The organism is Ancylobacter sp. GW821-FHT10E12 (assembly GCF_058809335.1).
The window spans coordinates 25,178-49,457 of sequence record NZ_JBXASN010000015.1 but is presented as its reverse complement, the minus strand read 5'-3'; the positions used below and the strand labels follow the sequence as shown (position 1 = coordinate 49,457).

21 protein-coding genes are annotated in these 24,280 nt (G+C 69.9%); 17 read left to right on the top strand and 4 right to left on the bottom strand.

Going from position 1 to position 24,280, the window contains the following annotated elements:
• The first annotated feature begins 8 nt into the window (after window positions 1-8).
• The gene (locus AC1RU4_RS19310; protein WP_492892753.1) at window positions 9-1,028 is read left to right on the top strand and encodes an alpha/beta fold hydrolase; all 1,020 of its coding nucleotides are present in this window, start codon (window positions 9-11) and stop codon (window positions 1,026-1,028) included.
• Window positions 1,029-1,098: 70 nt separating this feature from the next.
• Here the strand turns inward: AC1RU4_RS19310 and AC1RU4_RS19305 are convergent, their stop codons facing one another.
• Window positions 1,099-3,378, bottom strand: a complete 2,280-nt coding sequence (locus AC1RU4_RS19305; protein ID WP_492892752.1) for a nitric oxide reductase activation protein NorD — start codon at window positions 3,376-3,378, stop codon at window positions 1,099-1,101.
• A 2-nt stretch (window positions 3,379-3,380) separates the two neighbouring features.
• Window positions 3,381-4,193: a CbbQ/NirQ/NorQ/GpvN family protein gene (locus AC1RU4_RS19300; RefSeq protein ID WP_492892751.1), complete on the bottom strand. Its 813-nt coding sequence runs from the start codon at window positions 4,191-4,193 to the stop codon at window positions 3,381-3,383.
• Between the two features lie 593 nt (window positions 4,194-4,786).
• Between AC1RU4_RS19300 and AC1RU4_RS19295 the strand changes: the two genes are divergently transcribed.
• The 6 genes from AC1RU4_RS19295 (at window position 4,787) to AC1RU4_RS19270 (ending at window position 10,519) form a co-directional block, all read left to right on the top strand.
• Entirely contained in the window at window positions 4,787-5,806 is a 1,020-nt protein-coding gene (locus AC1RU4_RS19295) for a tripartite tricarboxylate transporter substrate-binding protein (RefSeq protein ID WP_492892750.1), read from the top strand.
• Window positions 5,807-5,879: 73 nt separating this feature from the next.
• Window positions 5,880-6,383, top strand: coding sequence for a hypothetical protein (locus AC1RU4_RS19290; RefSeq protein ID WP_492892749.1), 504 nt, complete (start codon window positions 5,880-5,882; stop codon window positions 6,381-6,383).
• Between the two features lie 37 nt (window positions 6,384-6,420).
• Window positions 6,421-7,941, top strand: coding sequence for a tripartite tricarboxylate transporter permease (locus AC1RU4_RS19285; RefSeq protein WP_492892748.1), 1,521 nt, complete (start codon window positions 6,421-6,423; stop codon window positions 7,939-7,941).
• Window positions 7,938-9,224 (top strand): LVIVD repeat-containing protein, encoded by a 1,287-nt coding sequence (locus tag AC1RU4_RS19280; RefSeq protein ID WP_492892747.1) that lies wholly within the window; start codon window positions 7,938-7,940, stop codon window positions 9,222-9,224. Before AC1RU4_RS19285 ends, AC1RU4_RS19280 begins: the two co-directional genes overlap by 4 nt.
• A gap of 11 nt (window positions 9,225-9,235) precedes the next feature.
• Window positions 9,236-9,487 carry a hypothetical protein gene (locus AC1RU4_RS19275; protein ID WP_492892746.1) on the top strand — a complete coding sequence of 84 codons (252 nt, stop codon included), beginning with the start codon at window positions 9,236-9,238 and terminating at the stop codon, window positions 9,485-9,487.
• 120 nt (window positions 9,488-9,607) lie between these two features.
• Window positions 9,608-10,519, top strand: coding sequence for a ribokinase (locus AC1RU4_RS19270; protein WP_492892745.1), 912 nt, complete (start codon window positions 9,608-9,610; stop codon window positions 10,517-10,519).
• Window positions 10,520-10,741: 222 nt separating this feature from the next.
• On the opposite strand, the gene AC1RU4_RS19265 is transcribed toward AC1RU4_RS19270, so the two are convergent.
• The gene (locus tag AC1RU4_RS19265) at window positions 10,742-11,260 is read right to left on the bottom strand and encodes a flavin reductase family protein (RefSeq protein WP_492892744.1); all 519 of its coding nucleotides are present in this window, start codon (window positions 11,258-11,260) and stop codon (window positions 10,742-10,744) included.
• Window positions 11,261-11,460: 200 nt separating this feature from the next.
• Between AC1RU4_RS19265 and AC1RU4_RS19260 the strand changes: the two genes are divergently transcribed.
• Window positions 11,461-12,360 carry a phosphotransferase gene (locus AC1RU4_RS19260; RefSeq protein WP_492892743.1) on the top strand — a complete coding sequence of 300 codons (900 nt, stop codon included), beginning with the start codon at window positions 11,461-11,463 and terminating at the stop codon, window positions 12,358-12,360.
• Here AC1RU4_RS19260 and AC1RU4_RS19255 read toward each other — a convergent pair.
• Window positions 12,357-13,142: a DeoR/GlpR family DNA-binding transcription regulator gene (locus AC1RU4_RS19255; protein ID WP_492892742.1), complete on the bottom strand. Its 786-nt coding sequence runs from the start codon at window positions 13,140-13,142 to the stop codon at window positions 12,357-12,359. The genes AC1RU4_RS19260 and AC1RU4_RS19255 overlap by 4 nt on opposite strands.
• Before the next feature lie 348 nt (window positions 13,143-13,490).
• Here AC1RU4_RS19255 and ytfQ point away from each other — a divergent pair, with 348 nt between their 5' ends.
• The 9 genes from ytfQ (at window position 13,491) to AC1RU4_RS19210 (ending at window position 24,277) form a co-directional block, all read left to right on the top strand.
• Window positions 13,491-14,453, top strand: coding sequence for a galactofuranose ABC transporter, galactofuranose-binding protein YtfQ (ytfQ, locus tag AC1RU4_RS19250; protein WP_492892741.1), 963 nt, complete (start codon window positions 13,491-13,493; stop codon window positions 14,451-14,453).
• A 290-nt stretch (window positions 14,454-14,743) separates the two neighbouring features.
• Complete coding sequence (locus AC1RU4_RS19245) at window positions 14,744-16,276, top strand: sugar ABC transporter ATP-binding protein (protein WP_492892740.1); 1,533 nt, start codon at window positions 14,744-14,746, stop codon at window positions 16,274-16,276.
• An 11-nt stretch (window positions 16,277-16,287) separates the two neighbouring features.
• Complete coding sequence (locus AC1RU4_RS19240) at window positions 16,288-17,271, top strand: ABC transporter permease (RefSeq protein ID WP_492892739.1); 984 nt, start codon at window positions 16,288-16,290, stop codon at window positions 17,269-17,271.
• Window positions 17,268-18,260 (top strand): galactofuranose ABC transporter, permease protein YjfF, encoded by a 993-nt coding sequence (gene yjfF, locus AC1RU4_RS19235; RefSeq protein WP_492892738.1) that lies wholly within the window; start codon window positions 17,268-17,270, stop codon window positions 18,258-18,260. The genes AC1RU4_RS19240 and yjfF overlap by 4 nt, the downstream gene beginning before the upstream one ends.
• Window positions 18,257-18,982 (top strand): FadR/GntR family transcriptional regulator, encoded by a 726-nt coding sequence (locus tag AC1RU4_RS19230; RefSeq protein WP_492892737.1) that lies wholly within the window; start codon window positions 18,257-18,259, stop codon window positions 18,980-18,982. Before yjfF ends, AC1RU4_RS19230 begins: the two co-directional genes overlap by 4 nt.
• A 12-nt stretch (window positions 18,983-18,994) precedes the next feature.
• The gene (locus tag AC1RU4_RS19225; RefSeq protein WP_492892736.1) at window positions 18,995-20,752 is read left to right on the top strand and encodes an IlvD/Edd family dehydratase; all 1,758 of its coding nucleotides are present in this window, start codon (window positions 18,995-18,997) and stop codon (window positions 20,750-20,752) included.
• A gap of 9 nt (window positions 20,753-20,761) precedes the next feature.
• Window positions 20,762-21,694, top strand: a complete 933-nt coding sequence (locus AC1RU4_RS19220) for a dihydrodipicolinate synthase family protein (protein ID WP_492892735.1) — start codon at window positions 20,762-20,764, stop codon at window positions 21,692-21,694.
• 2 nt (window positions 21,695-21,696) lie between these two features.
• Window positions 21,697-23,280 (top strand): aldehyde dehydrogenase (NADP(+)), encoded by a 1,584-nt coding sequence (locus AC1RU4_RS19215; RefSeq protein ID WP_492892734.1) that lies wholly within the window; start codon window positions 21,697-21,699, stop codon window positions 23,278-23,280.
• A 70-nt stretch (window positions 23,281-23,350) separates the two neighbouring features.
• Entirely contained in the window at window positions 23,351-24,277 is a 927-nt protein-coding gene (locus tag AC1RU4_RS19210; RefSeq protein ID WP_492892733.1) for a Gfo/Idh/MocA family protein, read from the top strand.
• Window positions 24,278-24,280 lie beyond the last annotated feature (3 nt).

The following is a 24,280-nucleotide window of genomic DNA, read 5'->3' as shown; positions in this document are numbered from 1 at the left end:
CTCGACCCATGGCTCTCGACTACGAGATTTTCGAACTCGGCGACTTCGCGCTGCAGAAGGGCGCCACGCTGCGCGGCGCCACGCTCGCCTACAAGGCCTTCGGCACGCTGAACGAAGCCAGGGACAACGTCATCGTCTACCCGACCTGGTATTCCGGCCAGCATTACGACAATGAATGGCTGGTCGGGCCGGGCATGGCGCTCGATCCCGCCAAGTACTTCATCCTCATCCCCAACATGCTCGGCAACGGCCTGTCCTCCTCGCCGAGCAACATGCCCGAGCCCTACAACGCCTCGCGATTCCCCAAGGTCACCGCCTATGACAATGTCCGCGCCCAGCACAAGCTGGTGACGGAGCTGTTCGGCATCGAGCACATCCGCCTCGTGGTCGGCTGGTCGATGGGCGCGCTGCAGACCTTCCAGTGGGGCGCGCAATATCCCGACATGATGGACCTGCTGGCGCCGTTCTGCGGCTCGGCCAAGTGTTCGCGGCACAATTTCGTGTTCCTCGAAGGCGTCAAGGCGGCGCTCACCGCCGACGCCGCCTTCAAGGACGGCTGGTATGACGAGAAGCCGGCAAAGGGCCTGCGCGCCGCCGCCCGCGTCTATGCCGGCTGGGGCTTCTCCCAGTCGTTCTACCGCGAGGAGCTCGACCTCAAGACGCTCGGCTATTCCTCGCTGGAGGATTTCCTGGTGGCGTTCTGGGAGGGCTTCTTCCTGCCGAAGGACGCGAACAACCTGCTGACCATGCTGTGGACCTGGCAGAACGGCGACATCGCCGACAACGAGGTCTTCAAGGGCGACTTCAAGGCCGCGCTCGGCGCCATCAAGGCCAAGACCTATGTCATGCCCGGCCAGACCGACCTGTATTTTCCGCCCGAGGACAGCCGGAACGAGGTCGCGCACATGCCGAATGCCGAATATGTGCCGATCCCGTCGATCTGGGGCCATTTCGCCGGCGGGCCGGGCACCAATCCCGTCGACGTGAAATATCTCGACGACAAGCTGAAGCAGCTGCTCGCCTCCTGAGCGCTGCCCCCGAGGCGCTCGCGATGCGGCCGCCGGCGGCGGGGACCACCCTGCCGCCGGCCTTTTTTGCTCAGCGCACCGTCAGCTGGAAATACAGCCCCGCCAGCCGCGCCGGCAATTCGTCGACCCTGGTGACCGGGAAGGTGTTGCGCCGGCCGAAAATGTCGGCGCCGGCGCGGTCGGCCGCTTCGCCGAGCGCGACGCAGAACACGTCGAGCCCCTGCCCGCGCGCGCTTCCCACCGCACGGCGCGCGTCCTCGGCGAGATAGGCCCCGTCCTCGACATCGATGTCGGACGGCTCGCCGTCGGTGACCACCACCAGCACCCGGCGATGCGTGGTCTGCGGCTTCAGCTCCGCCGCGCCATGGCGGATGGCGGCGCCGAGCCGGGTCGAATAGGCCGGCGTGAGCCCGCCGAGCCGCGGCAGCGCCTCGCCCCAGCCTTCCGCGAAATGCTTCAGCGCGGTGATGCGCACGTCGCCGCGCCCGTTGGAGGCGAAGGCCAGGGCGGCGAAGGGATCGCCGAGCCCGGCCAGCGCCTCGCCCAGCAGTCCCACCGCCAGCGCCGCGGTGGACAGCACCGTCTCGCCGTCGCGCCCGACCGGGTCGGCGGTGGATTGCGAGACGTCGAGCAGCAGCATCAGCGAGACGTCGCGCCCCTGCCGGCGCTTCAGCGCATGAATGCGCGGGTCCGGCAACTCGCCGAGGCGCCGGGCGATCATCGCCTCCTGCGCCGCCTCGAGGTCGATCTCCTCGCCCTCCAGCTGGCGCCGCAGCCGCGTCGGCCGGTCGAGCCGGGCGCGGCGCATCAGCGCGTCGATGCGGCGGCCGACCGCCTGCGCCGCGTCGAGCCGCGCCCGCAGCGCATCGGCGCCCGGCGCCGCCGGCGGATAGAGCCGCACCGTCACGTGCTCGGGCAGCTCGGTGCGCAGCCGATGGTCCCATTCCGGGTAGAGGGCGGCGATCTCGCTCTCCTCCCGCGCCGCGGCGCCGGACATCCGCGCCCGCTCGGCCGGCTCCGGGTTCTCCGGCGTGTCGGGAGGCGCCGCGTCGACCTCCTCCTGCCGCATCCGCGCCGCCTCGATGACGAGGTCGAGCACGTCCTCGTTGCCGGGATCGGTCTCGTCCCAGTCGAACAGGCCGAGCCCGTCGTCGCGGTAGCAAGGCTCGACCTTGTGGTTGCGGGCATCGAAGGGAATGCGCAGCTGGCCGAGATCATGGCCGATCACGCGGGCGATCTCGGTGACGAAGCCCTGCCGCTCGGCATTCTCGGCGAAGGCGCGCTCGAACAGGCCGCGCGCCTTGGCGATCCAGCCGTCCTCCTCCCGGAAATCCGGGTCGGCCAGCGCGCGGGCGAGGCGGGCGAACAGCGAATCGACGGTCTGCGCCGTCGACGTCGGCACCGTGTGGAAGCCGCGCCACAACCGGGCGAGGCCGGGATAGGTGCGCGCCGCCAGCCGCTCGACGCGGGCATCCTCGAACAAGGCCACCAAGGCCAGTTGCACCGGCTTCATCCGCTCCACCGCGAAGCGCTCGCGGGTGAACATGCGATGGCAGGCGGCGTGCAGCAGCGCCGCCTCGAAGAAGGCCCCGGCCCGCCCGGCGGCGAGGCCGTCGATGCGCTGCGGCATCAGCACCAGCCCGCCGGCGAGGCGGGGGCGCCGGAAGCCGGGCTCCGCGATCACCCGCACCTCCGGCTCGAAGCCGAACAGCGCCAGCACCACCCGCCTGAGCCGCTCCTCATGCGGGGCGAAGCGCACGGCGCCGGCGAGGTCGGCGAGCCGCCGCAGCGCCAGCGGGTCCTCCAGCCGGAACCAGGCGGCGCGCTTGCGCCGGTCGGTCGGATAGAGCGCCAGCCCGTCGGCGATCCACGGCGCCAGCTGCTCCGGCGCCAGTTCCGCCGCCAGCCGGTCGAGCACCGTCGCCAGCGGCGCCAGCGCATCCGGCGCCCGCCCGGCGAGGCCGGCCAGCGCGGCCAGCCGTGTCGCCGCTTCCCGTCCGTCGCCGCCATAGGGGAGCGTCCCCCCCACCGCCGCGAGCAAACCCAGCGTGGTGCGGCTGCCGGCATGGCGGCACAGGGATCGCGCGGCCTCCCACAAGGCGGTGAGCGTGGCGATGTCGGCGCCCGGCAGGATGCGCCGCTCGATCTCCCACAGCGCCTCCAGCACCGCTGGCCCGGCATTGGCGTGGTACAGCGCCGAGACCCGCCCGGCCCAGCGCTCGCGCCCGTCGTCGTCGACATGGTTGCCGAGATGAACGCAGGCGGCGGCAAAGCGCCGGTGCAGCTCCGGCCGGCCGCGCAGCAGCCGCTCGAAGGCGTCGAGCGCGCCCGCCTCCTCGCGCAGCGCCATCGTCACAGGCAGGCCGAGACGACCGAGCGCAGCGCCCCGCGCGTGTCGCGGTCGTCGGTGAGCGGGGCGACGATGGCCATGTCGCAGGCCTCCGCCGCGCCGATGCCGCGGGCGATCAGCTTGCCGGCGCGGATCAGCGTGCGGGTGGAGGCGCCTTCCTCCAGCCCGCGATTGCCGAGATTGCGCGAAGCCACGGCGATGCGCACCAGCCGGGTGGCGATATCGAGCCCGATGCCGGCCTCGCGGGCGACGATATCGGCTTCCCGCACCGCCTCGGCATAGGTGAAGTCGATGGCGGCGAAGCGCTGCTTGGTGGATTCCTTCAAATCCTTCACCGCGCTCTGGTAGCCGGGGTTGTAGGAGATGACGAGGAAGAACTCGGGATGCGCGGCGACCAGCTCGTTGCGCTTGTCCAGCGGCAGCACCCGGCGCTCGTCGGTCAGCGGGTGGATGACGACGGTGGTGTCCTGCCGCGCCTCGACGATCTCGTCGAGATAGCAGATGGCGCCGCCGCGCACCGCCTGCGTCAGCGGCCCGTCGCGCCATACCGTGCCCTCGGCGTCGAGCAGGTAGCGGCCGACGAGGTCGGCGGCGGTCATGTCCTCGTGGCAGGCGATGGTGACGAGCGGGCGCTTCAGCCGCCAGGCCATGTGCTCGACGAAGCGGGTCTTGCCGCAGCCGGTCGGGCCCTTCAGCATCAGCGGCACATGCTCGTGCCAGGCCGCCTCGAACAGCGCGATCTCGTTGCCGACCGGCGTGTAGAAGGGCTCCTCGGCGAGAAGGAAATGGTCGAGGCCCGACTGTTCGTGACCCATGCGTGCAAGCTCCCCGGCTGCGCGCGCCGCAGCGGCCTCGTGGACGGAAGGCAAAAAAAAAGCCCGGCCCGCGCGCGCAGCTCGGGACAAGGCTTCCATGCCGATGCCGCGCACGACCCTGTGCAGCGGCGGTTTTCATGCCGCATCTTCCGCCAAGAGATGTTGCGGCGCAAGAGCGGATCCGCGATGCCGATGCGGGGCCGGCATCCCGGCTTCACGGCATGCCCCTCCGGCGGCAGGGGCCGGGCGACACAGAGTCTTCTACGCTGCGTCTTCCACGCTGTCTTCCACGTTCCGTCCAATCGTTCTGAACCAATTCTCATTTGGTTTGGAAACGGAAACGCCCTGCCGCCACAATCGGAGATGGAGGCACGGCGCGCTTCGGCAACCACGATCCGTTGATGCGGCACGTTGCAGCGCGGCAAAGGCGCCGGCGCCTCCGGCCCGCGGCGCGTCGCAGGGAAATCTTGACTCCACGTTCAACCAATATATAACCAAATCAAAATAGGTCTGGGCCGAAACCCGGCCAGCGCGGCTCCACGCCAGAGCCTCGGAAAAATCATGCGCGCATCGACGCGCCTGGGAGGAAGCCAATGTCCATCGAGATGAACCGACGCCATGTGCTGTTGGCGGGGGCCGGCGCCCTCGCCGCCACCGCCGCACCCGCCCTCGTCCCGTCGGCGGCGCGGGCCGCCGCCGATTTCCCCGCCAGGACCATGCAGGTGCTGGTTCCCACCGGCGAAGGCGGCGGCGTCGATCAGGCGGCGCGGGCGTTCAACCGCATCTGGAGCAAATATCTCGGCGCCAATTTCGAGTATTCCTACTTCCCCGGCGCCTCGGGCCAGGTCGGCTACGAAGTCTTCGTCACCAAGCGCGAGCCGGACGCCTACAATATCCTGTTCGGCAATATCGGCCCGGAAATGATCATGTATGCGACCCAGAAGGTCCGCTACAAATACCCGGAGGATTTCGTCTATCTCGGCAGCATGGATGTCGACGACAGCGTCATCTGGGTTCCCGGCAGCAGCCCGTTCAAGACCATCCAGGACCTGGTCGCCGAGGGCAGGAAGCGCGAGATCACCCTGTCCACCAGCCGCCTGCCGCATCCCTCCACCATCGGCGCGCTGGCTTTGGCCGATGCCGCCGGCATCAAGGTGCGGATGATCCCTTATGGCGGCGGCGGGCCAGCCCGCTCGGCGGCGATCACCGGCGAGGTGGACGGCTGCGCCACCTTCCTGTCCTCCTCGCTCGGCCTCGGCGACCAGGCGCGCTTCCTCACCGTGTTCAACGACACCAACCGCGCGCCGGAGCTGACCAACAACGCGCCGCCGGTCAATCAGGCGCTCGGCACCAAGATACCGCCCATGTCCGGCCAGCGGGCCATCGCCATCCATGCCAAGGCGGTGGAGGCCTATCCCGACCGGGTGAAGAAGCTCAGCGACACGTTCAAGCAGGTGTTCGCCGACCCCGACTACAAGGCGGTGGCCGAGAAGGCCGGCACGCCGTGGGAATTCATCCAGTACGGCGACGCCGCCTCCTGCCAGCAATCGGCGAAGGAATTCGTCGAGCTGGCCGACCGCTACCGCCCGCTGCTCACCGCCTCCAAGGGATAAGCCCGGCCGGCGCCATCGGGGTCGCCCGTGAGGCGGCCCCAGGCGGCGCCGCGCCCGCGCGCAGGACATCGCCATGAATGACGACCGTGACGGCAAGGTCGCGACCGGCGCCGACTGGATCATCCCGATCCTCGGCGCCGCCTTCGCCACCTATTACCTCATCTCCATCGCCGACCTCGACTGGGAGGCCAAGGTCAGCGGCGTGTTCTGCGCCGTGGTGCTGTTCCTGCTGATCGGCATCTTCGCGCTGCGCACCGCCATCGGCCTCGCGCGCGGCACGCATTACCTGGAAGTGCGCAGCCTGTGGGAGAGCCACCAGCTCGCCATCATCCGCGCCTCGCTGTTCGGCCTCACCGTGCTGTCGGTGGCGATCATCCCGTGGGCGGGCTTCACCCTCTCGACCTTCCTGTTCCTGCTGGCCTGCTTCCTGTGGCTGCAGCGCATGTCGATGCGCGCCGCCCTCGTCACCGCCGGCGCGCTGGCGCTGTCGGGCTATGTCCTGTTCATCCTCATCCTGCGCACCGCCTTCCCGTCGGGTCCGTTCGAGCGGCTGGTCTCGGCGCTGATCGGCCTGTGAGCGCTGCAATGGGAATCGCGCCGAGGAAAACCGCGCCATGCATTTGAGCTTCAGCCTGCTCGCCGACCAGTTCCTGCTGAATTTCAGCTATCTCTGGCTGATCGTCCTCGCCACCACCATCGGCATCATCATCGGCGCCATGCCGGGCTTCGGCTCGGCCAACACCATCATCATGCTGCTGCCCTTCACGCTGGCGGTCGATGTCGAGGTGGCGATGATCTTCATGGTGTCGCTGTTCGTCGCCTCGCATATGGGCGGCGGCATCACCTCCATCCTGCTCAACATCCCCGGCAATGGCGGCTCGGCGGCGACCTGCCTCGATGGCTACCCGATGGCGAAGAAGGGGCTCGGCCAGCAGGCGCTGGTGCTGTCCTTCGTCGCCTCGACGGTGGGCGGCATGGTCACGGCGCTGATGTCGATCTTCCTGCTGCCCTATATCGCCCGGCTCGCCTTCTACATGCACAGCGTCGAGATGATCGTGATCCTGTTGTTCGGCATCACGCTGATCGCCTCGGTCGCCTCCGACAACATGCTGAAGGGGCTGATCGCCGGCTTCCTCGGCCTGCTGATCGGGGCCATCGGCGCCGACCACATCTATTCGACGCCGCGCGGCACGTTCGGCTTCATCGAGCTTTATGACGGCGTGCCGCTGATCGCGGTGCTAATCGGCGTCTTCGCCATTTCCGAGGCGCTGATCATGATGGAGCATACCTCCGTGCTCAGCGAGACCGGCATGAAGATGATGAAGCAGGCCGGATGGAAGGAGAGCTGGGAAGGCGTGGTCATGTCGTTCCAGCGCACCTGGCACATGATCTGGACCGGCATCATCGGCCTCATCATCGGCATCGTGCCGGGCGCGGGAGCCTCCATCGCCGCCTTCGTCGCCTACCAGCAGTCGCGGCTCTATTCGAAGACGCCGGAGAAATACGGTACCGGCATTCCCGAGGGCGTCATCGCGCCCGAGTCGGCGAACAATGGCTGCGCCTCCGGCGACCTGATCCCACTCCTGGTCATCGGCGTGCCGGGCGGCACCACGGCGGCGGTGATGCTGATCGTGATGACCTATCACGGCGTGCAGCTCGGCCCGCGGCTGTTCATCCAGAATCCCGGCCTCGGCTATGGCGTGTTCATCACCATGCTGGTCGCCTATGCGGTGATGCTGTTCACCACCCTGCCGCTGACCCGCTACGTCTCCAAGCTGGTGCTGATCCCGACCCCGGTTCTGGCGCCGATCATCATCGCCTTCACCCTGGTCGGCGCCTTCGCGCCGCGCGGCTACATGTTCGACCTGTGGCTGACGCTGCTGTTCGGTGCCATCGGCTATGTCTGCCGCAAGACCGGCTTCAACGTGGTGGCGCTGCTCATCGGCGTCATCCTCGGGCCGATGCTGGAGGCGAACGTGATGCGGGCGCTGCGCATCAGCGGCAACGACCCGTGGGTGTTCGTCTCCTCGCCGGTCGGCAACATATTGTGGGGACTGCTGGCGGTCTCGCTCGCCATTCCCTCCATCGTGCAGTGGCGCCGCCGCGCGATCACCCGCAGGACGGCGTCGGCATGACGGCCCGCATGACGCCCGGCGCGCTCCACAGCGCCAACCTCACCCCGCTCGCCCGGCTCGACCTGCCGGGCGGCGGCGAGGTGACGATGAAGGACGGCTTCGCCTTCATCGGCCACATGTCGCCGCCGGACGGCACCAGCATTCTCGACATCCGCGACCCGGCCCGCCCGCGCGTGGTGGCCCGGCTCGCGCCGCCGGACCCGTATTCCCACACCCACAAGGTGAAGGTGGCGGGCGACCTGATGATCACCAATGTCGAGCGGCATCGCCGGCATTTCTACCGCAAGGGCGAACGGATCGAGCCCACCTCCGCCGAGCTCGCCGCCCGCCTCGGCCGCCCGCCCCTGGAGGCCGAGCTGGCCGCCGCGCTGGGCGTCGCGGAGGGCGACCTCGCGGACCTGCGCGCGGGACTGGCGCGCGGCTATGAGAGCGGCGGTTTCCGGGTCTGGGACATCGCGGATCCCGCCCATCCGCGCGAACTCGCCTATGTCCGCACCGGCGGCATCGGCGTGCACCGCTTCGACATGGACGAGCGCTACGCCTACATCTCCACCGAGATGGAAGGCTATGTCGGCAATATCCTGGTCGTCTACGACCTCGCCGACCCGGCCCGCCCGCGCGAGGTGTCGCGCTGGCACCTGCCGGGCCAGCATGTCGCGGCCGGTGAGGTGCCGACATGGCCCGGCCAGCACCACCGGCTGCACCACGCGCTGCGCGTCGGCAACATCCTGTGGGCGTCGTGCTGGTATGCCGGGGCCTACACCATCGACGTATCGGACATCGCGAACCCGCGCACGCTCGGCAGCTACAATTACCACCCGCCCTTCCCCGAGCCGACCCACACCCTGTTCCGGCTGGCGCAACCCGTCGCCGGGCGGCAGGTCGCGCTGATCGTCGACGAGGAGCACGAGCATGTGCCCGGCCAGCCGCATGCCTTTCTCTGGGTGATGGACGCCGCCGACCCGGCGCATCTCGCGCCGATCTCCACCTTCCACCTCGCCGAGCACGCCTCACCCTATGCGCATGCCGGCGGGCGCTTCGGGGCGCACCAGTTCCAGGAGCGGCAGGTCGGCAGCCTGGTCTTCGCCAGCTGGTTCGCCGGCGGGCTCAGGGTGATCGACCTCGCCGACCCCGAGGTGCCGCGCGAGGTCGGCCATTTCATTCCCCAGCCGGCACCGGGCCACACGGCGCCGCAGAGCAACGATGTCGATATCGACGGGCGCGGCATCGTCTGCCTGCTCGACCGCGACCGCGGCCTCGACATCCTCGCTTATCGCGACTGAAGGGGGCGTCCATGTGCGAGGACTGCCTCGACGACACGGAAACCGCACTGACCGACATCGAGCCGGCAAAGCTCCTCGCCGTGGCGCGGCGGATCGAGCGCGACATGGGCGGCGCCCTCCTGCCCTCCCGAGCCTGGGACATCTATGCCGGCCAGGCGAGCGGCGCGCTGGACTGGCCGGCGCTGGAGCGCATCGCCCGCAGCTGCGAGGCGGCGCGGCGGCTGCTCCGCCTCGCCGGCGGGCGGCCGATAAGGCACGGATGAACCCCCTTCCGTACTTCGATACCGCATTCGGCCCACGAATGGCTTTTGTCGATCCGGCGATTCCCCCGGATCGGAAACGGCTCTAGACAGGGCCGGGATTCGGGCAGGCAGGATGTGGCGATGATCGCGGTTTTCGGTTCCATCAATGTCGACCTCGTCACCCAGGTGGAGCGGCTGCCGGCGCCGGGCGAGACGGTGCTCGGTCCCGATTGCCGGCTCTATCCCGGCGGCAAGGGCGCCAACCAGGCGGTGGCCGCCCGCCGGGCCGGCGCCGAGGTGGCGCTGGTCGGCGCGGTCGGCGACGATGCCTTTGCCGCGCCCGCGCTCGCCCTGCTGCGCGAGGCCGGGGTGGACCTTTCCGGCGTCGCCACCGTGCCGGGCGCCACCGGGCTCGCCATGATCGCCGTCGACCGCGCGCGCGAGAACCAGATCGTCGTCGCCTCCGGCGCCAATCGCTTCGCGAGGCCGGACGCACTCGACCGCCGGCTGAAGCCCGGCGACCTGCTGCTGATGCAATTCGAACTGCCGCTGCCGATGGTGGTCGAGGCCGCCCGCCTTGCCCGCGCCGCCGGCGCCCGCGTGCTGCTCAACGCCGCACCGGCGGCGCCGCTGCCGGCGGAACTCGCCGCATCGGTCGATATTCTCGTCGTCAACGAGCACGAGGCACGCGCGATCGCCGCCGCGCTCGGCCTGCCCTCGGAATCGCCCGCCGGCTTCGCCCGCGCCTATACCGGGCGCACCGGCGCGGCGGTCGTCGTCACGCTCGGTTCGCGCGGCGCCATCGGCGTCAAAGCGGACGACATATTCGAGGCCGCACCGCCGCCGGTCGAGGTGGTCGACACGACCGGAGCGGGCGATGCCTGCATCGGCGCCTTCGCGGCGGCGCTGGACGCCGGCCGGTGCTTCCGCGAGGCGCTGGAATGGGGCGTCGCTGCCGGCGCGCTGGCGGTGCGGATCGCCGGCGCGCAGACCAGCTTCGCCGATACCGCCGAGATCGAAGCGGCGGTCGCCGTCCTCGGCGCGGCGCGGTGACGCTCGGAGCCTGTTTGCAAAGCTACCTTGTTTGGCTTTCCGGCGAGGTGGCTGGAGCCTCCTTCGAGGCCCTGCTGCGCAGGGCACCTCAGGATGACGTTGGTTCTTTGCAGCAGAAGATATTTCGTCATGCTGAGGTGCCGGCCAAATGGCCGGCCTCGAAGCACGCAGGCCGCTCACACGGTCCGAAAGCTCAGAAGCGCCGACTTTCCAGACAGCCTCTCAGCCTTCCGCCAGCCCCTTGACCGTCTTGCCGCGGAAGAACACCAGCGGCGCGCCCTCGCCGGACGCCCTGGCGGCGACCACCGTGCCGATGACGATGACGGTGTTGCCGCGCTCGATCACCTCGTCGACCACGCAGTCGAAGGCGCCCAAAGCCGCGTTCAGCACCGGCGCGCCGGTGGCGAGCTCGCCCCATTCGCCGTCATTGAAGCGGTCGGCGCCCGACAGCCCGGCCTTGCCGGAAAACGCATCGGCGACATGGGCGGCCTCGGCGGGCAGGTAGTTCACCGCGAAATGCCGGCTCGCCAGCACCTCGGCCAGCGCCCCGGTGGAGCGGCCGATCGAGACCAGCATGGTCGCCGGATCGGCGGCGACATGGGCGGCGGACAGGCCGAGGAAACCGGCCGGCCCGGCCTCGCCGCGCGCGGTGACCACCGTCATGCCGGTCGCCCGCTCGCCCAGCGTGCGCCAGAAGCTCCTGGCGTCGATGGGGGCGGAGGTGGGAGTGCCGTCGCTCATACCGGGTCTCGTCTCGTTGCCGCGTGAATCGCTCGATGCGCGATACCACCAGCCCGCCGCCGCCGGCGCAACCCCATCGGCGCGCCGGCACGCGGGCCGCGCCGATTCCCCAGGACACCACAGGGCCGTTGCCTGACGCGGCGCTTGCCGGCACTCTGGCGACCCGCGCGCCACGGCGCGGCATCTCCCGGAGGCACCCGTTGACGGCCGAGACGGCATTCGATCCGGTTGCGGCCATCCGCGCCCTGCCGCTGTTCCGCGGCGAGGTGGAGGTGGCCGCGCTCGCCGGCGGCATCACCAACCGCAATTACCGGGTGTTCGACGGCAGCGACGCCTATGTGGTGCGCTTCGGCGCCGACATCCCGGTGCACGGGGTGATGCGCTTCAACGAGCGCGCCGCCGCGCAGGCCGCCTTTGCCGCCGGCATCTCGCCGGAAGTGGTGCATGCCGCGCCGGGAATCATGGTCACCCGCTTCATCGAGGGGCGCACGCTGACGCCGGAGGACGTGCGCGCGCCCGCCATGCTGCCGCGCGTCGCCGCCCTCATCCGCCGCTGCCATGTCGAGGTGGCGGCGCGGCTGCGCGGGCCGGTGCTGGCCTTCTGGGTATTCCAGGTGGTGCGCTCCTATCTGGCGACGCTGGAGGCCGGGCCCTGCCGCATCGCCGCGCGGCTTCCGGCGCTGCGCGCGGCGGGGGAGCGGCTGGAGGCGATGGTCGGGCCGGTCACCATCGTGTTCGGCCATAACGACCTCCTGGCCGCCAACCTGCTCGACGACGGCGACAGGCTCTGGCTGCTCGATTTCGACTATGCCGGGCTCAACAGCCCGTTGTTCGACCTCGCCAACCTCGCCTCCAACAATTCCTTCGGGCCGCGGGAGGAGGACATGCTGCTCGCCGCCTATTTCGGCGCCGCGCCGCCGGCGGAGATCCGGCGCGCCTTCGCCGCCTTCAAGGGCGCCTCGCTGCTGCGCGAGGCCTTGTGGAGCGCGGTGTCGGAGACCCATTCGGACATCGATTTCGACTATGCCGCCTATACCGACGACTATCTCGCCCGCTTCGACGCCGCCTATGCCGCGCTCGGTACCGCGAACTCCGCCTAGGTTGCCGCCAGCTCCGCCGCAGCCCTTGCGGGAGTGACGAGGCGCACCTGCGCCTCGCGGCAGCTTTGGGCGAATTCCGGCGTCGGCTCGCCGTCGCAGACGATCGCGTCGACCGCGGACAGCGCGCAGACCCGCACCGGCGCCTCGCGGCCGAATTTCGAGAGATCGGCGATCACCCAGGTCTCGCGCGCCTGCCGCATTGCCGCGCGCGCGAACTCGGCCTCGAACAGGTGGAAATCGACGAGGTCGCCGCGCGAGGTGATGCCGGCCACCGAGATCAGCGCGTATTTCACCTCGAACTGGCGGACGAAGTCGAGCGAGGCGGCGCCGAAGGCGGCGGCGTCCTCGCTGCTCAGTTCGCCGCCGGCCATGAACACGCGGTTATTGTTGCGCGCCGCGAGGCGGCAGGCGATCTGCGCCGAATTGGTCACCGCCACCAGCCCGGAATGGCCGGACAGCGCCTCGGCGACATAGGTGGTGGTGGTGCCGTTGTCGAGGATCAGGCTGTCGCCGTCGCGGATCATGTCCCGCGCCAGGCCGGCGACGGTGCGCTTGGCGTCCCTGTTCACCTGCATGCGCCGCTGGAACGGCGGCTCGTCCCGGCGGTCGGGGTCCATGATGCCGCCATGGAAGCGCAGCAGCGCGCCGCTCTCGATCAGTGGCCGGATGTTGCGCCGGATCGTCTCGGTCGAGACGGCGAGCCGCTCGGCGAGATCGGTGATGCTGTAGCTGCCGCTCTCGCGGACGGCATGCAGGATGTCGTTCTGCCGCTTCAGGGACATGGACACCTCCTGCCGGGCCATCGCTTGCCGGGCCAGCTCTTGCCGGGCGGCGGCCGCCGCCGGCTCGCCCGCGCCGGAATCACCCGCGCCGCCCGGCGATCCCCACAGAATTCTTGGGTTTCTGTGGGGAAAGCAAGCGGGCGCTCCACCGTGCGCCCCACGCGGCCGCCTGCCGCCACCCAGGGCTCGACCGCTGCGAACCGGCCGCCCGACCGCCGCGAACGGGCTTTCGCGCTGTGGCTGAAAAGTAAAACAGTATGACTATTCAAGCCGCATGGACTGTGCCATAAAACGCCAGCTCACAAGCGCTCAAAAGTAGCGCAACGGCTGAACCACGGGAGAAATGCCATGCCTTTCAAAGCCTTGATGCTCGCTACCGCCCTGTCCGCCACCGCGCTCGCCGGCGCCCACGCCGCGGACGTGACCATCGGCTTCTCGCAGATCGGCTCGGAATCGGGCTGGCGCGCGGCGGAGACCACCGTCTCCAAGGCGGAAGCCAAGAAGCGCAACATCACCTTCAAGATCGCCGACGCCCAGCAGAAGCAGGAGAACCAGATCAAGGCGATCCGCTCCTTCATCGCCCAGGGCGTCGACGCCATCTTCCTCGCCCCGGTCGTGTCGACCGGCTGGGACACGGTGCTGAAGGAAGCGCAGGAGGCCAAGATCCCGGTCGTGCTGCTCGACCGCGACATCGATCCGGCCGGCAAGGACCTGTATCTGACCGCCGTGACCTCCGACAGCGTGCATGAGGGCGAGGTCGCCGGCCAGTGGCTGGTGAAGACCGTCGGCTCCAAGCCGTGCAGCGTCGTCGAGCTGCAGGGCACGGTCGGCGCCAGCGTCGCCGCCAACCGCAAGAAGGGCTTCGAGGCGGGCATCGCCGGTGCGTCGAACGTCAAGATCGTGCGCAGCCAGACCGGCGACTTCACCCGCGCCAAGGGCAAGGAAGTCATGGAAAGCTTCATCAAGGCCGAAGGCGGCGGCAAGAACATCTGCGCCGTCTACGCCCACAACGACGACATGATGGTCGGCGCCATCCAGGCGATGAAGGAAGCCGGGCTGAAGCCGGGCAAGGACGTGCTCACCGTCTCCATCGACGCCGTGCCGGACATCTTCAAGGCGATGGCGGCCGGCGAGGCCAATGCCACCGTCGAGCTGACGCCGAACATGGCCGGCCCGGCCTTCGACGCCATCCTGGCCTACAAGACCAAGGGCACGGTGCCGCCGAAATGGATCCAGACCGACTCCAAGCTCTACACCCAGGCGGACAACCCGCAGGCGATCTACGACTCGAAGAAGAACCTCGGCTACTGAGCGGCGGCCGGGACGGGCGGGGGACGGGGAGGTCGTGCGTCCTTCGAGGCCCGGCGGCGCCGGGCACCTCAGGATGACGGAGCGGGAATAGCCCATCCCGTCATGCTGAGGAGCGGGGCGCACAGCCCCGCGTCTCGAAGCACGCTGGGCCTGACCGCAAGGAGGCCCGTCTTCCCCCCGAAAACCCGCGCCTGATCTCCCTGTGGACGGAGCCCTGTTATCCCAAGGCCTGTCCACAGGGTCCGCCCCGCTCCCTTCCCGCGATCCGCTCGATCCGGCGAGACCACTCGATGACCCCGACCGACCGCACCCCGCTTCTGGAACTCACCGGCTTCCGCAAGTCCTTTGCCGGCTTCGTCGCCCTCGACCGCGTCGACCTGACGCTGCGGGCCGGCGAGGTGCATGCGCTGCTCGGCGAGAACGGCGCCGGCAAATCCACCCTGATCAAGACCATGACCGGCGTCGTCGCGCGCGACGAGGGCACCCTGCGCCTCGACGGCATCGAGATCGCCCCGCGCTCGGCGGAGGAGGCGACCAAAGCCGGCATCGCCACCGTCTATCAGGAGGTCAACCTCGCCCCCAACCTCTCGGTGGCGCAGAACCTGTTCCTCGGCCGCCAGCCGACCCGCTTCGGCCTGGTCCGCGAGGGCGAGATGCGCCGGCGCGCCCGCGCCGTGCTGGCTGAGTTCGACATCGACATCGACGTCGCCGCGCCGCTGGAAAGCTATTCGGTGGCCATCCAGCACATCGTCGCCATCGCCCGCGCGGTGGACCTCTCGGCGCGGGTGCTGATCCTCGACGAGCCGACCGCCAGCCTCGACGCCCATGAGGTCGAGGTGCTGTTCGCGGTGATGCGCCAGCTCAAGGCGCGCGGCATCGGCATCGTCTTCGTCACCCATTTCCTCGACCAGGTCTATGCGATCTGCGACCGCATCACCGTGCTGCGCAATGGCAGGCTGGCCGGCACCGCGCCGATCGCCGAGCTGCCGCGGCTCGACCTCGTCAAGATGATGCTCGGCCGCGAGCTCAGCGAGGCGACCTCGGCGCGGGCGCCTGCCGCCCCGCGCGAAGGCGAGGCGCCGCTGGTCGAGCTCAGGGGCTTCGGCAAGGCCGGCTATGTCGCGCCGTTCGACCTCGCCCTGCGCCCCGGCCATGTGGTCGGCCTCGCCGGGCTGCTCGGCTCCGGCCGCACCGAGACCACCCGCCTCGCGTTCGGCGCCGAGCGCGCCGATTGCGGCACCGCCACGGTGGACGGAAGCGAGGTCCGGCTTGCCACCCCCGCGACGGCGCTGGCGCTCGGCTTCGGCTATTGCCCGGAGGAGCGCAAGACCGAGGGCATCGTCGCCGAGCTCAGCGTGCGCGAGAACATCGTGCTGGCCTTGCAGGCCCGGCGCGGCGTGCTCAAGCCGCTGGCGCGCCGCGAGCAGGACGAGATCGCCGCCAAATTCATCCGCCTGCTCGACATCCGCCCGCCGGACCCGGAACGGCCGATCGGCCTGCTCTCCGGCGGCAACCAGCAGAAGGCGCTGCTGGCGCGCTGGCTGGCCACCGAACCGCGGCTGCTCATCCTCGACGAGCCGACCCGCGGCATCGATGTCGGCGCCCATGCCGAGATCATCCAGCTGATCCGCACCCTGTGCGCCGAGGGCATGGCGCTGCTGGTGGTCTCCTCGGAGCTGGAGGAGATCGTCACCTATGCCGACGAGGTGATCGTGCTGCGCGACCGCGTCCATGTCGCGCGGCTCACCGGCGCGGACGTCACCGTGCCGGACATCCTCAAGGCCATCGCCGCCGAGACGCCGGCGAACGGGCAGGCCGCGTGAGGGAGGAAACCATGTCGCTCCGCCTCCCCCGCCTCGGCACCTCGCAGGTCGTCGCCCTCGCCGCCATCCTCGCGATCAACTGGGTGGTGTCGCCGCAATTCTTCGACATCCGCCTGCAGGACGGGCGGCTGTTCGGCAGCCTCATCGACGTGCTCAACCGCGGCGCGCCGGTGGCGCTCTTGTCGCTCGGCATGGTGATGGTCATCGCCATGCGCGGCATCGACCTGTCGGTCGGCGCGGTGATGGCGATCTCAGGCGCCATCGCCGCAAGCCTCGCCGACAGCTACCCGCTGCCGGTGGTGCTCGCCGCCGCGCTCGGCGCCGGCCTCGCCTGCGGGCTGTGGAACGGCTTCCTGGTCGCCGTGCTCGGCATCCAGCCCATCGTCGCCACGCTGATCCTGATGGTGGCCGGGCGCGGCATCGCCCAGCTGATCACCGAGGGGCGCATCGTCACCTTCACCTCCCCCGGCCTCGCCTGGATCGGCGGCGGCTCGGTGCTCGGCCTGCCGACGCCGGTGGCGCTGACCCTGCTCATGCTGGGGCTGACGCTGGCCATCGTGCGCGGCACCGCGCTCGGCCTGCTGATCGAGGCGACCGGCGGCAATGCGCGGGCGAGCGCGCTGGCCGGCGTCGGCACCCGGCTCATCACCATCGCCGTCTATGCGTGGTGCGGGCTGTGCGCGGCGCTGGCCGGCATCGTCGCGAGCGCCGACATTCTCGGCGCCGACGCCAACAATGCCGGCCTGTGGCTGGAGCTCGACGCCATCCTGGCGGTGGTCATCGGCGGCACCTCGCTGTTCGGCGGCCGGTTCAGCCTCGTGCTGGCGGTGGTCGGGGCCCTCATCATCCAGGCGATGAATACCGGCATCCTGCTCTCCGGCTTCCCGCCGGAAACCAATCTGGTCGTCAAGGCCATGGTGGTGCTGGCGGTGCTGCTGGCGCAGTCGCCCCGGCTCGCCGGCCTCGGCTCCGTGGTCTTCAGGAGGCGCGCATGAACGCGACCAGCCGCCTCATGCCGGTCGCCGCCACCACCGCGGTGTTCCTGCTCGGCTTCCTCATCTGCTCGCTCAGCTTCCCGAACTTCGCCTCGATGCGGGTGGTGATGAACCTGCTCACCGACAATGCCTTTCTCGGCGTCGTCGCGGTGGGCATGACCTTCGTCATCATTTCCGGCGGCATCGACCTGTCGGTCGGCTCGGTGATCGGCTTCACCACCGTGTTCCTCGCCATCGCCATCGAGCGCTGGGGCGTGCCGCCGCTCGCCGCCTTCGTCCTCATCCTCATCGTCAGCGCACTGTTCGGCGCCTGCATGGGCGCGGCGATCGACTATTTCGAGCTGCCGCCCTTCATCGTCACGCTGGCCGGCATGTTCCTCGCGCGCGGGCTCAGCTTCCTGATGTCGACGGAATCGATCCCCATCAATGCCGATTTCTATGCCGACCTCGCCGCGCAGGCGATAAGGCTGCCCGGCGGCGCGCGGCTCACCGTGCCGGCGCTGGTCATGCTCGCCGTAGTCGCGGCCGGCATGGTGCTGCTGCACCTCACCCGCTTCGGCGCCAATGTCTATGCGCTCGGCGGCTCGCGCCTCTCCACCGCGCTGATGGGCGTCAACGTGCGGCGCACCACCGTGCTCATCTACACGCTCTCCAGCGGGCTCGCCGGGCTCTCGGGCATTGTGTTCTCGCTCTATACCTCGTCCGGCTACTCGCTCTCGGCGGTCGGGGTGGAGCTCGACGCCATCGCCGCGGTGGTGATCGGCGGCACGCTGCTGTCGGGCGGCTACGGCTTCGTGTTCGGCACCTTTGTCGGCGTGCTGATCCAGGGGCTGATCCAGACCTACATCTCCTTCGACGGCTCGCTGTCGAGCTGGTGGGCGAAAATCGCCACCGGCCTGCTGCTGTTCGCCTTTATCGGCTTCCAGCAGGCTACGCTGCACATGGCGCGCCGCCCGCGCCGGACAGCCGCCGGAGGTGCGCACCCATGAACTCGCAGATCATCGTCATTCCCGCCCGCCGCGCCCATTCCAACCACGCCGAAGTGGCGCGCACCATCGGCATCGACATCATCGCCGGCCGCTATGGCGAGGGCGCCAAGCTGCCCGGCGATGCCGAGATGACGCTGATCTTCGGCGTCTCCCGCCCGGTATTGCGCGAGAGCGTGAAGACGCTGGTGGCCAAGGGCCTGCTCTCCACCAAGGCGCGGGTCGGCACCGTGGTGCGCGAGCGCGCCGCCTGGAACATGTTCGACCCCGACGTGCTGGCCTGGCATCTCGACGCCGGCATCGACAAGCGCTTCCTGCGCGACCTCGCCGAGATCCGCCTCGCGGTGGAGCCGCGCGCCGCCGCGCTCGCCGCCGAGCGGCGCTCCGAGGCGGATGTCGCGCTGCTGCGGGCGGCGGCGGCACGCATGCACGGCGAGGCCGGCGGCCAGTCGGCCGGCTTCGCCGAGGCCGATCTCAGCCTGCATCTCGCGGTCGCCAATGCCTCGGGCAACCCGTTCATGCGCTCGATCGGCGCGGTGGTCGAGGCGGCCCTGCGCGCCTCGTTCGTGCTCAGCGCCCCGGTGGACCAGCGCGAATACGACATCGCGGTGGCCGCGCATGAACGCATCGTCGAGGCCATCGCCGACCGCGATGCCGAGGCGGCGGCGGCGGCGATGACCAACGTGATCTTCAACGGCCTGCGCCGCCACGGCGCGGCAGGCTGAACAGGTGCCGGGATGAGCGAGAACGACGACGACAAGAAGCAGCTTCGCAGCCGGAAGCCCTTGCGCAGCCAAGGCTGGTTCGGCCGGCAGGACAAGATGGGCTTCTATTACCGCTCCTTCCTGAAGAACAGCGGCACGCCGCAGGACCAGTTCGACGGCCGCCCGGTCATCGGCATCTGCAACACCTGGTCCGAGCTGACCCCCTGCAACATCCATTTCCGCGACCTCGCCCAGCATGTGCGCACCGGCATCATCGAGGCCGGCGGCTATCCCCTGGAATTCCCGGTCTCCTCGCTCGGCGAGGTGACGATGCGCCCCACCGCCATGCTGTTCCGCAACCTCGCCTCGATGGATGTCGAGGAGGCGATCCGCGCGCATCCGCTCGACGGCGTCGTGCTGCTGATGGGCTGCGACAAGACTACCCCGGCGCTGCTGATGGGCGCCGCCTCCGCCGACCTGCCGGCCATCGGCGTGTCCGGCGGCCCGCAGCTGCGCGGCGTCTATCGCGGCCAGATCATCGGATCGGGCACCAACATCATCTCGATGAGCGAGCAGCTGCGCGCCGGCGAGGTCACGCTCGAGGAATTCCACGAGGCCGAGGCCGGCATGAACCGCTCGGCCGGCTCCTGCATGACCATGGGCACCGCCTCGACCATGGCCTCGATGGTGGAGGCGCTCGGCCTCGGCCTGCCGGAGAACGCCGCCATCCCCGCCGCCGACGCCCGTCGCGCTTTGCTGGCGCGCATGGCCGGCCGCCGCATCGTCGGGATGGTGCACGAGGACCTGAAGCCCTCCGACATCCTCACCCGCGCCGCCTTCGAGAACGCCATCCGCGCGCTGGCCGCCATCGGCGGCTCCACCAATGCCGTCGTCCACCTGCTGGCCATTGCCGGGCGCGTCGGCATCACACTGACGCTGGACGATTTCGACCGGCTCGGCCGCGACATCCATTGCCTCGTCGACCTGATGCCGTCCGGTCGCTTCCTGATGGAGGATTTCTACTATGCCGGCGGCCTGCCGGCGGTGCTGCGGGCGCTCGGCGAGCGCGGGCTGATCCACAAGGACGCCCGCACCGTCAATGGCCGCACCCTGTGGGAGAATGTCGAGAAGGCGCCGAACTGGAACGCGGAGGTCATCACCCCGTTCGAGGCGCCGTTCAAGCCGGATGCCGGCATCGCCATCCTCACCGGCAACCTCGCCCCGGACGGCGCGGTGATCAAGCCCAGCGCCGCCTCGCCGGAGCTGATGGTCCATACCGGCCGCGCCGTGGTGTTCGAGAGCGTCGAGGAAATGCACCACGCGGTGAATGACGAGGACCTCGACATCGACGCCACCTGCATCATGGTGCTGAAACATTGCGGGCCGAAGGGCTATCCCGGCATGGCCGAGGTCGGCAACATGCCTTTGCCGGCCAAGCTGCTGCGCCAGGGCGTGCGCGACATGATCCGCATCTCGGATGCCCGCATGTCCGGCACCGCCTATGGCACCGTGGTGCTGCATGTCGCCCCGGAGGCGACCGCCGGCGGCCCGCTGGCGCTGGTGCGCAACGGCGACCTGATCACCCTCGACGTGCCGGCCCGCGCGCTGCACCTGCATGTGGGGGAAGCCGAGCTCGCCGCCCGCCGCGCCGCCTGGGTGGCGCCGCAGCCGCATGCGTCGCGCGGCTACCAGCGCCTCTATGTCGACCATGTGCTGCAGGCCGATCGCGGCGCCGATTTCGACTTTCTCGTCGGCCGCACCGGATCGCCGGTGCCGCGCGACAACCACTAAGGGTGCATGATGACCAGCATTTCCGCCGCCCGGCCCTATAAGGGCGTCTTCCCGGTCGCCCCGACGGTGTTCGACGCCGACGGCCGGCTCGACCTCGACGGCCAGAAGCGCGCCATCGACTGCATGATCGATGCCGGCTCCAACGGCCTGTGCATCCTCGCCAATTTCTCCGAGCAGTTCGTGCTGACCGACGACGAGCGCGACCTTGTCATGGTGACGGTGCTGGAGCATGTCGCCGGCCGGGTGCCGGTGATCGTCACCACCACGCATTTCTCCACCTTCGTCTGCGCTGAACGCTCGCGCCGGGCGCAGGACATGGGCGCCGCCATGGTGATGGTGATGCCGCCCTATCACGGCGCCAGCTTCCGGGTGCCGGAGGCCTCGATCTACGATTTCTATCGCGGCGTCTCCGACGCGGTGTCGATCCCGATCATGGTGCAGGACGCACCCGTCGCCGGCACGCCGCTGTCGGTGCCGTTCCTCGCCCGCATGGCCCGCGAGATCGAGAACCTCGCCTATTTCAAGATCGAGGTGCCGCAGGCCGCCGCCAAGCTGCGGGCGCTGATCGAGGCCGGCGGCGACGCCATCGAGGGTCCATGGGACGGCGAGGAAGCCATCACCCTGATGGCCGATCTCGATGCGGGGGCCACCGGCGCCATGACCGGCGGCGGCTATCCCGACGGCATCCGCCAGATCGTCGACCCGTATTTCGCCGGCGACCGCGAGGCGGCGATGCAGGCCTATGAGCGCTGGCTGCCGCTGATCAATTACGAGAATCGCCAGACCGGCCTCGCCGCGTGCAAGATCCTGATGAAGGAAGGCGGCGTCATCGCCCATGACACGCTGCGCGCGCCGCTGCCGCCGGTGCATCCCGCTACCCGCGCGGGGTTGATCGAGATCGCCCGCCGGCTCGACCCGGTGGTGCTGGGCTGGGGGCGCTGAGCATGATCACCGGCGCTTCGCTCATCGGTTCCCGCGACAGGACGGACGGCAAGGTCTTCCGCGCCGTCGATCCCGCGCTTGGCACCCCCATCGAGCCGGCCTTCGCCGAGGCCGGTCCCGCCGACGTCGCGCAAGCCGCTGCGCTGGCCGCCGAGGCCTTCCCGGTCTACCGCGCGACGACGCCGGAAGCCCGCGCAACCTTCCTGGAGGCGATCGCCACGCAGATCGAGGCCCTCGGCGAGGCATTGATCGAGCGGGCGGCGCAGGAAACCGGCCTGCCTCCCGCCCGCCTTTCCGGCGAGCGCGGCCGCACCATCGGCCAGCTGCGCCTGTTCGCTTCATGGATCCGCGCGGGCGGCGCCGACGAGCCGCGGCTCGACAGCCCGCTCCCCGAGCGCAAGCCGCTGCCGCGCTCGGACCTGCGCCTGCGCCATATCGGCATCGGCCCGGTGGCGGTGTTCGGCGCCTCGAATTTCCCGCTCGCCTTCTCGGTGGCCGGCGGCGACACCGCCGCCGCGCTCGCCGCAGGCTGCCCGGTCGTCGTCAAGGGCCATCCCGCCCATCCCGGCACCTCGGAGCTGGTCGGCCGCGCCATCCGCGCGGCGGCGGCGGCATGCGGGCTGCCGGAAGGCGTGTTCTCGCTGCTCACCGGCACCTCGCATGAACTCGGCGGGGCGCTGGTGGCGGATCCGCGCATCATGGCGGTGGGGTTCACCGGCTCGCGCGCGGGCGGCCTCGCGCTGGTGAACATCGCCAATAGCCGGCCGGTGCCGATCCCGGTCTATGCCGAGATGAGCAGCATCAACCCGGTATTCCTGCTGCCGGCAGCGCTGAAGGCGCGGGCCGAGGCGCTCGGCACCGGCTTCGTCGGCTCGCTCACCATGGGCGCCGGCCAGTTCTGCACCAATCCGGGCTTGGTCATCGCCGTGGCGGGCGACGATCTCGACCGTTTCCTCGCGAGTGCCCGCACGGCGCTGGAGGCGACGCCCTCCGCCACCATGCTCACCCCCGGCATTGCCGGCGCCTATGCCAGGGGCGTCGCCGCGCTCGAAGCCACCGGCGCCGCCGAGCAGGTGGCGCGCGGCGCTGCGGAGGGCGGGCACAATGCCTGCCGCCCGGCCCTGTTCGTCACCGATGCCGAGGCGTTCCGCGCCACCGAGGCGCTCTCCCACGAGGTGTTCGGCGCCTCCTCGCTGGTGGTGCGCTGCGCGGACGAGGGCGAGATGCTGGCGGTGGCCCGCGCGGTCGAGGGCCAACTCACCGCGACGCTGCATCTCGACGCCGCCGATCACGACCTCGCCGCCCGGCTGCTGCCGGTGCTGGAGGAGAAGGCCGGGCGCATCCTCGCCAATGGCTGGCCGACCGGCGTCGAGGTCTGCCACTCGATGGTGCATGGCGGCCCGTTCCCGGCGACCTCCGACCCGCGCTCGACCTCGGTCGGCACGCTCGCCATCCGCCGCTTCCTGCGCCCGGTCTGCTACCAGGACCTGCCGGAGGCGCTGCTGCCGGCGGCGGTGAAAGCGGGCAATCCGCTCGGCCTGCCCCGCCTTGTCGACGGCAAGCCCGAAAGCGAGGCGGGACGATGATCAAATCGGCCTCATCGTACACCTCACTGCACTCGAAACGGCACTCACTGCACATGCGGGATTTCCGGTCATGAGCCCCATCCGTCTCGCCATTGTCGGCCTCGGCAAGATCGCCCGCGACCAGCACCTGCCGGCCATCGGGAAGACGGCGGGGATCGAGCTGGTCGCCGTCGCCAGCCGCAACGCGGCGCTGGACGGCGTCGCCTGTTTCGCCACGCTGGAGGAGATGCTGGAGAGCGGCATCGCCATCGACGCGGTGGCGCTGTGCACGCCGCCGCAGGTGCGCCGGCAACAGGCCGCGCTCGCGCTAAGTGCCAGGAAACACGTACTTTTGGAGAAACCGCCCGGCGCCACGGTGAGCGAACTGGCCCCGCTCGTTGTGGCAGCGGGGGCCTCCGGCCGGACGCTGTTCGCCACCTGGCACTCCCGCTTCGCCCCGGCGGTGGAGCCCGCGCGGGCCTTCCTCGCCGGACATGCCATCTTCGCTGTCACCATCGAGTGGAAGGAAGACGTGCGCGTCTGGCATCCCGGCCAAAGCTGGATCTGGGAGCCGGGCGGCCTCGGGGTTTTCGATCCTGGAATCAATGCCTTATCGATCCTCACCCGTATCCTGCCCCGCCCGGTTTTCCTCACCGCGGCCGAGATCGCCTTCCCGTCCAACTGCGCCGCCCCCATCGCCGCCGACCTCGATTTCACCGATGCGGCGGGGCTGCCGGTGCGGGCGGAATTCGATTTCCGCCAGACCGGCCCGCAGACCTGGGACATCCGCGTCGAGACCGAGGCCGGGTTGCTGGTCCTCTCCTCCGGCGGGGCGAAGCTGCATCTCGACGGCACGGCGGTGATCGAGGAGCCGGAAGCCGAATATCCCGGTATCTACAAGCACTTCGTCGATCTCGTCGCCCGCGGCGCCAGCGATGTCGACCTGGTGCCGCTGCAGCAGGTTGCCGATGCTTTCATGCTCGGCCGGCGTATTGTCGTCGAACCTTTCTACGATTGAGGA